This is a genomic window from Elizabethkingia bruuniana (assembly GCF_002024805.1).
GTDB classification, from domain to species: Bacteria; Bacteroidota; Bacteroidia; order Flavobacteriales; family Weeksellaceae; genus Elizabethkingia; species Elizabethkingia bruuniana.
This window is the reverse complement of record NZ_CP014337.1, coordinates 3,467,720-3,480,935: the sequence shown is the minus strand read 5'-3', so window position 1 is coordinate 3,480,935 and position 13,216 is coordinate 3,467,720. Positions and strand designations below refer to the sequence as shown.

Here is a 13,216-nt window from a genome sequence, read left to right as displayed (position 1 = left end):
AAATTTCAATAGATTTAAGCTTTCTTAATATAGGATAAATTCGACAATTTTTTTTATATTCGCAATCTTAATTTATAAAGGACTAGAAATATTTTTTAACGTCACATGAAGAAGTTTACCGAGTATAAAAACTTAGATCTTATCGGTTCTGCCGAAAATGTATTGAAATTCTGGGAAGAGAACGATACTTTCGAAAAAAGTGTAGAAAATCGCCAGGGTAGCCCCGAGTATGTTTTCTATGAAGGTCCGCCATCTGCAAATGGGATGCCGGGTATTCACCACGTTATGGCCAGAAGTATTAAGGATATTTTCTGCCGTTTCCAGACTCAGAATGGTAAGCAGGTTTTTCGTAAAGCCGGCTGGGATACTCACGGACTTCCGATTGAACTTGGTGTTGAAAAAGAATTAGGCATCACAAAAGAAGATATTGGTAAGAAAATTAGTGTTGAGGATTATAACAAAGCTTGTCGTGAAGCGGTAATGCGTTATACAGATGCATGGAATAAGCTTACTGAAAAAATTGGTTATTGGGTAGATCTGGAGAATCCTTATATTACCTACGAGCCAAAATATATGGAAACTGTATGGTGGCTATTGAAGCAACTTTACAACAAAGAATTATTGTATAAAGGATATACAATACAGCCATACTCACCGGCAGCAGGAACAGGGCTTTCTTCACACGAATTAAATCAGCCTGGAACTTACCGCGATGTTTCCGATACAACAATCGTAGCGCAATTCAGAGTTAAAAAAGAAAGCTCAGATCTATTTAACGATATAGACGGAAATGTAGATATCCTTGCATGGACAACTACACCGTGGACATTACCTTCGAATACTGCTTTAACAATTGGAAGAGATATCGAGTATGTAGTTGTTAAAACCTTCAATCAGTATACGTTTGAACCAATCAATGTAGTATTGGCAAGAGTTCTTTTAGAAAAGAACTTTGGTAAAAAATATGCTGAAGGAACGGATGAAGATTTTGCTAATTACACACCGGAAAGCAAAGTTATTCCCTACAGAATATTAAAAGAATTTACTGGAGAACAACTGGCAGGTTCACACTATGAGCAGCTTGTACAATGGTTTACTCCAGAGGAAAATGCTGAAAAAGCATTCCGTGTAATTATCGGAGACTTTGTAACTACCGAAGACGGAACTGGGGTAGTGCACACGGCACCTACATTTGGTGCGGATGATGCTCGTGTATCCAAAGAAAATGATATCCCGCCAATGTTGGTAAAGGATGAAAACGGAAACCTTATCCCGTTGGTAGATTTGCAAGGACGTTTTATCCATGGAGAAAATGTTCCTGAACTATTTGCAGGTAAATACATTAAGAACGAATACTATGACAATGGCCAGGCACCTGAAAAGTCTTGGGATGTTGAATTAGCAATTTTATTGAAGACTGAAAACAAAGCCTTCAAAGTAGAAAAATATGTACACAGTTATCCACACTGCTGGAGAACAGATAAACCAGTTCTTTATTATCCGCTGGATTCATGGTTTGTAAAAATGACGGCTGTAAAAGACCGTTTGGTAAACCTGAATAAAGAAATTAACTGGAAGCCAAAGGCTACCGGAGAAGGACGTTTTGCAAACTGGTTAGAAAATGTAAACGACTGGAACCTTTCCCGTTCACGTTACTGGGGTATTCCATTGCCAATATGGAGAACCGAAGACCTGAGAGAAGAGCTGATCATAGGTTCGGTTGAAGAATTGATGCAGGAAATTCAGAAATCTATCGATGCCGGGTTTATGACTTCCAATCCTTACGAGGGCTTTGAAGTTGGAAACATGGATGAAGCTAACTATGCTAAAGTAGATTTACATAAAAATATTGTAGATCAGATTATTTTGGTTTCTGCTTCAGGAAAACCAATGAAGAGAGAATCTGACCTTATCGATGTATGGTTCGATTCAGGATCAATGCCATATGCACAATTACATTATCCTTTCGAGAATAAAGAGCTGATAGATGAAAGAAAAGCTTTCCCTGCGGACTTTATTGCAGAAGGTGTAGACCAGACAAGAGGATGGTTTTATACGTTGCATGCAATCGGAACAGCAGTTTTCGATTCTGTAGCCTACAAAAATGTAATGTCTAACGGATTGGTGTTAGATAAAAACGGACAAAAAATGTCTAAGCGTTTAGGAAATGCAATTGATCCTTTCAAAACCTTAGAAACATACGGACCAGATGCTACCCGTTGGTATATGATTTCCAATGCGATGCCTTGGGAGAACCTTAAGTTTGACCTAGACGGAATAGATGAGGTAAGAAGAAAATTCTTCGGAACATTATACAATACCTATTCTTTCTTTGCGTTGTATGCTAATGTAGATGGATTTAGATATGAAGAGGCAGATGTAGAAAATCGTCCGGAAATCGACAGATGGATTTTGTCTGAACTTAATCTTCTGGTAAAAGAGGTGAAGTCTTTCTATGAAGATTATGAACCAACAAAAGTAGCAAGAGCAATCAATACTTTTGTTAATGACAATCTTTCCAACTGGTATGTACGTTTGTGCAGAAGACGTTTCTGGAAAGGAGATTATACTGAAGACAAGATTTCTGCATATCAGACTTTATATACCTGTCTGGAAACAATTGCTAAAATCTCCGCCCCAATTGCACCATTCTTTATGGATCAATTGTATCAGGATCTGAACAATGCAACACAAAAAGAATTAACAGGATCTGTACATTTAACAGATTTCCCTGTTGTTGATGAAAATAAGATCGACTACTCTTTAGTAGAAAAGACTCATCTTGCACAGCAGATAACCTCTATGGTATTCTCTCTGAGAAAAAAAGAAAATATCAAAGTACGTCAACCGTTACAAAAGGTTATGATTCCTGTTTTAGATGCTGCTACCGGAGAGCAAATCAATGCAGTGTCTGAGCTTATCAAACAAGAAGTAAATGTGAAAGAGCTTCAGTTGATTAATGCAGAAGAGGCTTCTCATCTTATTGTTAAGCAAATTAAACCAAACTTCAAGGCATTAGGGCCAAAGCTTGGTAAAGATATGAAGACTGTAGCTGCAGAGATCTCTGCATTCTCGGATGATCAAATCGCTGCATTAGAGAAAGAAGGTAGTTTAACAATTCAGGGATATGAAATAACTACTGACGATGTAGAGATCCTAACAAAGGATATTCCGGGATGGACAGTGGCTTCTGAAGGAAAATTGACAGTAGCATTAGATCTTACATTAACAGATGATCTAAAAGCGGAAGGTATTGCACGTGAATTCATTAACAGAGTACAAAACCTTAGAAAAGAGAAGAATTTTGAAATAAGTGACAAAATTCTTATCGAATTAGAAGAAAATAATCCATTTTTACAAGATATCTTGAAGAATAAAGATTATATTAGCGCAGAAGTTCTTGCAAATGATATAGCGGTTAAGGCTAATATATCAGGGGAAGAAGTAGAAATTGATGAACATAGATTCAATATTAATATTATTAAAAATTAAAAGAGTTTGAAAAGTACTTGTCTGCGATTATGCAGAAAGTACTTTTCAAAATATAAAGTACCAATTATCAAATTAGAAATATTATGGCAGAGGAAAGAGTAAGATACAGCGATGCTGATTTGGAGGAATTCAGAAAAATTATTGAAGAAAAAATAGAAAAAGCCGAGAAAGATTTATCTCTTATACGTGAAAGTTTCATCAATGATAGGAATAACGGAACAGATGATACTTCGCCAACATTTAAAGCTTTTGAGGAAGGAGCTGAAACTTTGAGCAAAGAGCAGAATGCTCTTCTGGCTTCACGTCAGGAAAAGTTTATCAGAGACCTGAAAAATGCTTTAATTCGTATTAAGAACAAAACTTATGGTGTATGTCGTGTTACCGGAAATCTTATTTCTAAAGACAGATTGAAAGCGGTTCCGCATGCTACTTTAAGTATTGAGGCTAAAAATATGCAACGATAAAATTATACCAATTGGTGTAACTGATTAATGTACAAAGCAAAATGTGTTCAGTAAATACATGATGCTTTGTACATTTTAATTATATGATACAGAAATTATGAAGAAAATTGTGCTTATTACCCTGCTGGTTCTTTTCATTGACCAGGCTTCCAAAATTTATATCAAAACACATTTCACTTTAGGACATAGTGTAGACGTATTTAAGTGGTTCAAACTGGCTTTTGTTGAAAATCCAGGAATGGCCTATGGCCTTCACTTTGGAGGAGCGATTGGTAAATATGCATTGTCCCTGGTTCGTATTGCATTAGTAATAGGAATTATAGTGATGTTCAAAAAATGGTTAAAAGAAGGAGCTTCCAATTATTTAATAGTTCCGATGTCTTTGATATTTGCAGGAGCAATTGGTAATCTTATAGACGGAATGTTCTATGGATTGATTTTCGATACAGGAACAACCTTTAATGCTTCAGTAGGACATTGGATTCCTTATGAAGGACTTTCAAAACTTGGCGGCGGTGGATATGCCTCCTTTATGAATGGCTGTGTTGTCGATATGCTTTATTTTCCATTATTCAAGTTCAACTGGCCAACCTGGGTTCCCGGAATTGGTGGTACAGAATTTGAATTCTTCAGACCGGTCTTCAATATTGCTGATAGTGCTATTACTGTTGGAGCTGCAATTATATTAATATTTAAGAAAAAAGCTTTCCCGAATGGTTTGAATTTCTAAAAACTATATGGGTATCATTTATATGATATGAATAATCTAATCAAAAGAGTATTTTTACTTTTAATTATTATAGGGTTGCTTGGGGCAACCTTTATAATTTATGCCAATTGGAAAATAGGATCCGAAACCAAAAATTATATTACATCGGATCCTAATAAATTACCAATTGAACATGTTGGTCTCGTACTGGGCACTTCCAAGCTTTTGGCTAACGGAAATATGAATCCGTATTTTAAATATAGGATTGATGCTGCGGAAGAATTATATAAAGCCGGTAAAATAAAAAATATTATCGCTAGCGGTGATAACAGCCGCAAAACATATAATGAACCAGAAGATATGAAAAACGAATTGCTGAAAAGAGGCATTCCGGAAATTGATATCTATATGGATTTTGCAGGTCTTCGTACATTAGATTCTGTAATACGAGCAAGAGAAATATTTGGACAACATGAGTATATTATCATTTCTCAGGAATTCCATAATGAAAGAGCTGTATTTATTGCACGGGAAAATGGGATCAATGCATTTGGTTTTAACGCCCAGGATGTGAATAAGTCTATAGGCATCAAAACAATGATTCGTGAAAAGTTTGCAAGGGCGAAAGTTTTCTGGGATTTTCTTTTCAGTGTTCAGCCTAAATTTGGAGGTGAGAAAATTTTTGTTGAATAAACATTATACATATATATAGTATATAAGATCCGGTGTAAAGCCGGATTTTTGTTTTTCTTATATATATAAAGGAGGTGCTAAAGCTAAAAAAATGGCTTCTGAGCTATTAGAAAGAGCTTATTCCAGTAAATGCTGACAACAAGAATCTGGTTTTTAAAGCGTGTGCAGCGATATATGGAGTATATATAAAGAAGGGAAGTCTTTTCAATATGAACATAATATTAAATTTTTCTCACCCGTAGTCAGATAGTTACGAATATTATGTTAAAAAATGAGTAATAAAGTTTGGTGTGTAGTAGAAGTTTTTCTACTTTTGCAGTCCTAAACAATGAGAGTTGTGAGGGGAGCAGGAGATAATTGAGACTATAAAATCGGTTAAAATTTTTTAGAAAAAAAGATTTGGTCATGTTAATAAAATTTATTAGTTTTGCCCACGCAAAAATGGTTAATAAAAGGACTGTTAGAGCAGAGTAGAGTTAATAAAGATGACTGAAAAAAAAACTTCAAAAAAAGTTTTGTAAATCGGGAAAAAGTTTTTATCTTTGCACTCGCAAATCTGAAACAACTGACAGAAGAGATTTCGGAGAAAGCGAAAAGAATAAAAGATCATTGAAAATAAAATAACAACCAAGTAAGAAAAACCAAAGCGTCAATTTTAAATTGAGTTGAGTTTAAGGAACACAAACATACAATGGAGAGTTTGATCCTGGCTCAGGATGAACGCTAGCGGGAGGCCTAACACATGCAAGCCGAGCGGTAGAGATTCTTCGGAATCTTGAGAGCGGCGTACGGGTGCGGAACACGTGTGCAACCTGCCTTTATCAAGGGGATAGCCTTTCGAAAGGAAGATTAATACCCTATAATATATGATTCGGCATCGGATTATATTGAAAACTACGGTGGATAAAGATGGGCACGCGCAAGATTAGCTAGTTGGTGAGGTAACGGCTCACCAAGGCGACGATCTTTAGGGGGCCTGAGAGGGTGATCCCCCACACTGGTACTGAGACACGGACCAGACTCCTACGGGAGGCAGCAGTGAGGAATATTGGACAATGGGTGCAAGCCTGATCCAGCCATCCCGCGTGTAGGAAGACGGCCCTATGGGTTGTAAACTACTTTTATCTGGGGATAAACCTACTTACGTGTAAGTAGCTGAAGGTACCAGATGAATAAGCACCGGCTAACTCCGTGCCAGCAGCCGCGGTAATACGGAGGGTGCAAGCGTTATCCGGATTTATTGGGTTTAAAGGGTCCGTAGGCGGACTGATAAGTCAGTGGTGAAATCCGACAGCTTAACTGTCGAACTGCCATTGATACTGTTAGTCTTGAGTAAGGTTGAAGTGGCTGGAATAAGTAGTGTAGCGGTGAAATGCATAGATATTACTTAGAACACCAATTGCGAAGGCAGGTCACTAAGTCTTAACTGACGCTGATGGACGAAAGCGTGGGGAGCGAACAGGATTAGATACCCTGGTAGTCCACGCCGTAAACGATGATTACTCGTTTTTGGATTTTAGGATTCAGAGACTAAGCGAAAGTGATAAGTAATCCACCTGGGGAGTACGTTCGCAAGAATGAAACTCAAAGGAATTGACGGGGGCCCGCACAAGCGGTGGAGCATGTGGTTTAATTCGATGATACGCGAGGAACCTTACCAAGACTTAAATGGGAAATGACAGATTTAGAAATAGATCCTTCTTCGGACATTTTTCAAGGTGCTGCATGGTTGTCGTCAGCTCGTGCCGTGAGGTGTTAGGTTAAGTCCTGCAACGAGCGCAACCCCTGTCACTAGTTGCTAACATTAAGTTGAGGACTCTAGTGAGACTGCCTACGCAAGTAGAGAGGAAGGTGGGGATGACGTCAAATCATCACGGCCCTTACGTCTTGGGCCACACACGTGCTACAATGGCCGGTACAGAGGGCAGCTACCTAGTGATAGGATGCAAATCTCGAAAGCCGGTCTCAGTTCGGATTGGAGTCTGCAACTCGACTCTATGAAGCTGGAATCGCTAGTAATCGCGCATCAGCCATGGCGCGGTGAATACGTTCCCGGGCCTTGTACACACCGCCCGTCAAGCCATGGAAGCTGGGGGTACCTGAAGTCGGTGACCGTAAAAGGAGCTGCCTAGGGTAAAACTAGTAACTAGGGCTAAGTCGTAACAAGGTAGCCGTACCGGAAGGTGCGGCTGGAACATCTCATTTTAGAGCGTCCAAAGGACGATAAACAAAATTAAGGTACTTAAATGTACTGCTTACTTAAACAAAGCACAGCTTTGGTTTTACTTTGGTTGCTATAAAAAAGATAACCCCTTAGATTAGTAACAGGGATAGAGAGATTTTAGATTATAAATAATAGGTTTTAGATTGAATTTAAAATTAAGGATTTAAAATTTAAAATTAAAATTGAAGTCTCGTAGCTCAGCTGGTTAGAGCGCTACACTGATAATGTAGAGGTCGGCAGTTCGAGCCTGCCCGAGACTACTAATTAAATTAGAGGTTAGAAATAAGAAATTAGAATTTAGTTTAATACTAGAATCTAAGGACTAAAGACTAACATCTTAACTAAGAGGGGGAATTAGCTCAGCTGGCTAGAGCGCCTGCCTTGCACGCAGGAGGTCAAGGGTTCGACTCCCTTATTCTCCACAGTTTTGTTGGACTGATACAAGTATACGAATAGAGCCAAAACAAATATTCGTTTATCAGGAAGACAGAAAGAATTAAAGATCATTGACATTAACGGTAAAATTGACATCACAAAGAGATAACCGAGCACTCCTTGAGTGCAGAGTAAAATAAAATTAGGAAAGAAATCGTTAAGGGCGTATGGCGGATGCCTAGGCTTTCAGAGGCGAAGAAGGACGTGGTAAGCTGCGAAAAGCTGCGGGGATTGGCACACACGAGTTGATCCGCAGATGTCCGAATGGGGCAACCCGGCATATTGAAGATATGTCATCTCGTCTTCGGACGAGAAGCAAACCCGGAGAACTGAAACATCTAAGTACCCGGAGGAAAAGAAATCGAAGAGATTCCGTAAGTAGTGGCGAGCGAAAGCGGATTAGCCCAAAAGTCTTTATATGTTTAATAGAACACACTGGAAAGTGTGGCCATAGAGGGTGATAGCCCCGTATATGAAAGGCATACATAGATGATAAATGAGTAGGGCGGGACACGTGAAATCCTGTCTGAATATGGGGGGACCATCCTCCAAGGCTAAATACTCCTGAAAGACCGATAGTGAACAAGTACTGTGAAGGAAAGGTGAAAAGCACTTCGAATAGAAGGGTGAAATAGAACCTGAAACCGTACGCCTACAAGCGGTCGGAGCAGCTATATGCTGTGACGGCGTGCCTTTTGCATAATGAGCCTACGAGTTAATCTTACTAGCGAGGTTAAGGACTTAAGGTCCGGAGCCGTAGCGAAAGCGAGTCTGAATAGGGCGCTTAGTTAGTGGGATTAGACGCGAAACCTTGTGATCTACCCATGGGCAGGTTGAAGCTTTGGTAACACAAAGTGGAGGACCGAACCGGTTGACGTTGAAAAGTCTTCGGATGACCTGTGGGTAGGGGTGAAAGGCCAATCAAACTGGGAGATAGCTCGTACTCCCCGAAATGCATTTAGGTGCAGCGTCGATATAGTTTATTAGAGGTAGAGCTACTGATTGGATGCGGGGGTTTCATCGCCTACCAATTCCTGACAAACTCCGAATGCTAATAAATGATTGTCGGCAGTGAGGGCATGGGTGCTAAGGTCCATGTCCGAGAGGGAAAGAACCCAGACCAACAGCTAAGGTCCCTAAATATATGCTAAGTTGAAAGAACGCGGTTGGACTGCATTGACAGCTAGGATGTTGGCTTGGAAGCAGCCATTCATTTAAAGAGTGCGTAACAGCTCACTAGTCGAGCGGTCCGGCATGGATAATAATCGGGCATAAGCATATTACCGAAGCTATGGCAGTATTTAATACTGGGTAGGGGAGCATTCTATTTGCGCCGAAGCAGTACTGTGAGGTATTGTGGAGCGGATAGAAAAGAAAATGTAGGCATAAGTAACGATAAAGGGGGCGAGAAACCCCCTCACCGAAAGACTAAGGTTTCCTCAGCCATGCTAATCAGCTGAGGGTTAGTCGGGGCCTAACGCGAAGCCGACAGGCGTAGTGGATGGACAACGGGTTAATATTCCCGTACCAGTATATTAATAAAAGTGACGGAGTTGGAAACTAGGTGCGTACTGACGGAATAGTACGTTGAAGTAACTGCGAGGTTACGATAGTACAGCAAATCTTCGGATGCGCTGATAATCCTGGGGACCCGCTTCCAAGAAAAGCGAAATATACTGCCCGTACCAAAACCGACACAGGTAGTCGAGGAGAGAATCCTAAGGTGCTCGAGTGAGTCGTGGCTAAGGAACTAGGCAAAATAGTCTCGTAACTTCGGAAGAAGAGACGCCTCCCTCCGGGGAGGCCGCAGTGAAGAGGCCCAGGCGACTGTTTATCAAAAACACAGGACTCTGCTAAATCGAAAGATGCTGTATAGGGTCTGACACCTGCCCGGTGCTGGAAGGTTAAGGAAGGTGCTTAGAGGTAACTCGAAGGCATTGACTGAAGCCCCAGTAAACGGCGGCCGTAACTATAACGGTCCTAAGGTAGCGAAATTCCTTGTCGGGTAAGTTCCGACCTGCACGAATGGTGTAACGATCTGGGCACTGTCTCAGCCACGAGCTCGGTGAAATTGTAGTATCGGTGAAGATGCCGATTACCCGCAATGGGACGAAAAGACCCTGTGAACCTTTACTATAACTTCGTATTGACTTCGAGTAAACAATGTGTAGGATAGGTGGGAGGCTGTGAAGCAGGCACGCTAGTGTTTGTGGAGCCAACGTTGAAATACCACCCTTTGTTTACTTGGAGCCTAACTTCTACGGAAGGACATTGCGTGGTGGGTAGTTTGACTGGGGTGGTCGCCTCCAAAAGAGTAACGGAGGCTTTCAAAGGTACCCTCAGCACGCTTGGTAACCGTGCGTAGAGTGTAATGGCATAAGGGTGCTTGACTGTGAGACCTACAAGTCGATCAGGTGCGAAAGCAGGACATAGTGATCCGGTGGTTCCGTATGGAAGGGCCATCGCTCATAGGATAAAAGGTACTCCGGGGATAACAGGCTAGTCTCCCCCAAGAGCTCACATCGACGGGGAGGTTCGGCACCTCGATGTCGGCTCGTCACATCCTGGGGCTGGAGAAGGTCCCAAGGGTTGGGCTGTTCGCCCATTAAAGTGGCACGCGAGCTGGGTTCAGAACGTCGTGAGACAGTTCGGTCTCTATCTATTGCGGGCGTTAGATGTTTGAGAGGGCTTGATTCTAGTACGAGAGGACCGAATTGAACAAACCTCTGGTGTATCAGTTGTACCGCCAGGTGCACCGCTGAGTAGCTATGTTTGGAAGAGATAAGCACTGAAAGCATATAAGTGCGAAACTCGCCTCAAGATGAGACATCTTTTAAGGGTCGTTGTAGATGACGACGTTGATAGGCTATAGGTGTAAAGGCAGTAATGTCATAGCCGAGTAGTACTAATTACCCGTAGATTTATAGCCTAATAAGGCTTAAAGCTAAAAGCAATAAGTAAGCTTTGCAAAAATACTTAAGGAGTGCGCTAAAGGTTATGCCTTTGTGATGTTGAAACTACCGAAAATGGTTTGTAGTTATTGGATAAGAGTTGTAGGTGTAAGACCGATAACCAGAAACCGATAACGAACAACCAAAAATATATAACAAACTTTAGGGTGGTTATAGCGGTGGGGCTCACCTGTTCCCATTCCGAACACAGAAGTTAAGCCCACCAGCGCCGATGGTACTGCTAACGCGGGAGAGTAGGTCGCCGCCAGTTTTTATTTTTGAAAAGCCTTTGCATATTCATGCAGAGGCTTTTTCGTTTTTAGGATATTCCTAAAACATTCTATCAAACCAGGAGGGTTATACTGGTTATGTAAGTTATGCAGGTTATAATAGTTACGGATGTGATAGAGTTATAATGGCTGCAGAGGTTATAAAGACTGGGGATAAAGTTATAAAAGCTCTTAAACCTATAAACCTTGCGATCTTATTACTATTCATTCTTAACTTATAACTTCCTCGCTTCTTCAATATAACTGAATACTTTCTTTAATTGATTGGTTACTTCTGCAGTGTCGAAATCTGCAGGGAATAAACTGGAGCCAAGTCCAACAGAAGTAACTCCGGCTTCAAACCAGCTGTGTATATTTTCCTTATTTAGTTTCACTCCTCCGGTTGGCATGAATTTTAAGCCAGGAAATAAGGGCTTTATAGCCTTTAAAAACTTTGTTCCGAGTAAATCCCCCGGAAATAGTTTAATAAGCTTACAATTGGCTTTTTCTGCCTGATTGATTTCTGAAGGGGTCATACATCCTGGAATCCATAGTTTGCCATGTTGATTGGCTATTGGTGCAATGTCTGCATCAAAAACAGGGCTTACCAGAAAATCTGTATTAAGATTTAAAAATGTTTGAGCCTGTTCTTTGCTTTTAATTGTTCCAATGCCCAATTTTAGATCGGGAAAGTATTGATCTTTATATTGCTGTAATATTTCAAAATTGGAGATTGCATTTGCACCTCTGTTTACAAACTCAAATACCCTTACTCCTCCATCATATGAAGCTTTTAATGCTTTTTTACAAACTTCAGGATTGTCGTGATAAAAAACCGGAATTACCGGATGCTTTTCAATATAGTTGAGTGTCTTTTCCATTTTACTTATTTAGTATTACTAAAATCTCCTGTTACAAATAACTTGTGATAACCTTCCTGTACTGCATTGTCTATTATATTCTGTAAATCGAGATCCTGATACAATGAGGCTATTGCACCAGCCATAAATGCATCACCACTGCCAATACGGTCTATAATGTCATTGGTTTCATATATCGGGCTTATTAAGCTCTTATTTCTTGAATGAATGGATCCAAAAAGAAGGTTATGGTTTGAATTATCCATAAAGCGGAAGGTATTTGCCACAATTCTGGCATCTTTATATTCAGAAAACAGATCTATGCTGTTCTTTTTAGCAAATTCAAAATACTCTTCAGGGCTTGTATTTCTATTTAGATTACTATCAATGGAAGTTCCCAACATATTATGAGAGGCCCAAATATTTCCCATGATAATATGACAATATTTTACCAGTTCGGGCATTACTTCCAGAGGACTTTTTCCGTATTGCCATAATTTATTCCTATAGTTTAAATCTACAGATATAGTAATTCCTTTTGAGTAAGCAATCTCTAATGCTTCCTTCATTACTTCTGCAAGCTCCTCGTTTAAAGCTGGAGTAATCGCTGTCCAATGAAACCAGCTACAGTCTTCAAAAATTTTATTCCAGTCAATTTCACCTGTTTTTATCTGACTAAACGAAGAATATTTACGATCATATATAACTTCGCCTTTACTTAATCCATTTGCTGAAAGCAATATGTAAGAGCCAATCCTGTCACCTCTGTATAAAAAACCGTCAGTTTCAACGTTATTATCTTTCAATATTTTCAGAAATTCCCTGGTAATTTGATTGTCGGGTGCTGCCGAAATATAAGAAACCGGGAGCCCCGTCTGACCCAGCTTCACAGCAACATTGGCTTCGGATCCGCCAGGAAAAGCCATAACCTTATTAGATTCATTAAAGAATGAATCTTCTGCGGGCTGATATCGTACTAATGCTTCCCCGAAGCAGATAATTTTTCCTTTCATATTTTACTATCACTAAGTTAACTTAATTTAATATATTGAATATTTAAAGATTATTAATTTATACGAAAACGTTTTAGTAGATTTTAATAATTATTTAATACTGTGA

General features: G+C 39.9%; 6 protein-coding genes, 2 tRNA genes and 3 rRNA genes. 9 read left to right on the top strand and 2 right to left on the bottom strand.

Translation table 11 applies throughout. The annotated features are described in order from the left end of the window. Positions 1-105 precede the first annotated feature (105 nt). The 9 genes from ileS (at position 106) to rrf (ending at position 11,239) form a co-directional block, all read left to right on the top strand. A complete protein-coding gene (gene ileS, locus AYC65_RS16245; RefSeq protein WP_034869974.1) occupies positions 106-3,492 on the top strand; it encodes an isoleucine--tRNA ligase in 3,387 nt (1,128 codons plus the stop codon). Between the two features lie 83 nt (positions 3,493-3,575). Then, positions 3,576-3,956, top strand: coding sequence for a TraR/DksA family transcriptional regulator (locus tag AYC65_RS16240; protein WP_034869975.1), 381 nt, complete (start codon positions 3,576-3,578; stop codon positions 3,954-3,956). A gap of 97 nt (positions 3,957-4,053) precedes the next feature. Continuing rightward, entirely contained in the window at positions 4,054-4,686 is a 633-nt protein-coding gene (locus tag AYC65_RS16235; protein WP_034869976.1) for a lipoprotein signal peptidase, read from the top strand. Positions 4,687-4,713: 27 nt separating this feature from the next. Then, complete coding sequence (locus AYC65_RS16230) at positions 4,714-5,358, top strand: SanA/YdcF family protein (RefSeq protein WP_034869978.1); 645 nt, start codon at positions 4,714-4,716, stop codon at positions 5,356-5,358. Positions 5,359-6,046: 688 nt separating this feature from the next. After that, positions 6,047-7,563, top strand: a 16S ribosomal RNA gene (locus tag AYC65_RS16225). A gap of 205 nt (positions 7,564-7,768) precedes the next feature. Then, positions 7,769-7,842, top strand: a tRNA-Ile gene (locus tag AYC65_RS16220). 88 nt (positions 7,843-7,930) lie between these two features. After that, positions 7,931-8,004 (top strand) — tRNA-Ala (locus AYC65_RS16215). A 160-nt stretch (positions 8,005-8,164) separates the two neighbouring features. Continuing rightward, positions 8,165-10,946: ribosomal RNA gene (locus tag AYC65_RS16210) — 23S ribosomal RNA — on the top strand. A gap of 185 nt (positions 10,947-11,131) precedes the next feature. Continuing rightward, positions 11,132-11,239, top strand: a 5S ribosomal RNA gene (rrf, locus tag AYC65_RS16205). Together the 16S, 23S and 5S rRNA genes with 2 tRNA genes alongside form the textbook arrangement of a ribosomal RNA operon. Positions 11,240-11,473: 234 nt before the next feature. On the opposite strand, the gene AYC65_RS16200 is transcribed toward rrf, so the two are convergent. Next, complete coding sequence (locus AYC65_RS16200; RefSeq protein ID WP_034868104.1) at positions 11,474-12,118, bottom strand: beta/alpha barrel domain-containing protein; 645 nt, start codon at positions 12,116-12,118, stop codon at positions 11,474-11,476. 5 nt (positions 12,119-12,123) lie between these two features. Beyond that, complete coding sequence (locus AYC65_RS16195) at positions 12,124-13,110, bottom strand: sugar kinase (protein ID WP_034868103.1); 987 nt, start codon at positions 13,108-13,110, stop codon at positions 12,124-12,126. Between the last annotated feature and the right edge of the window lie 106 nt (positions 13,111-13,216).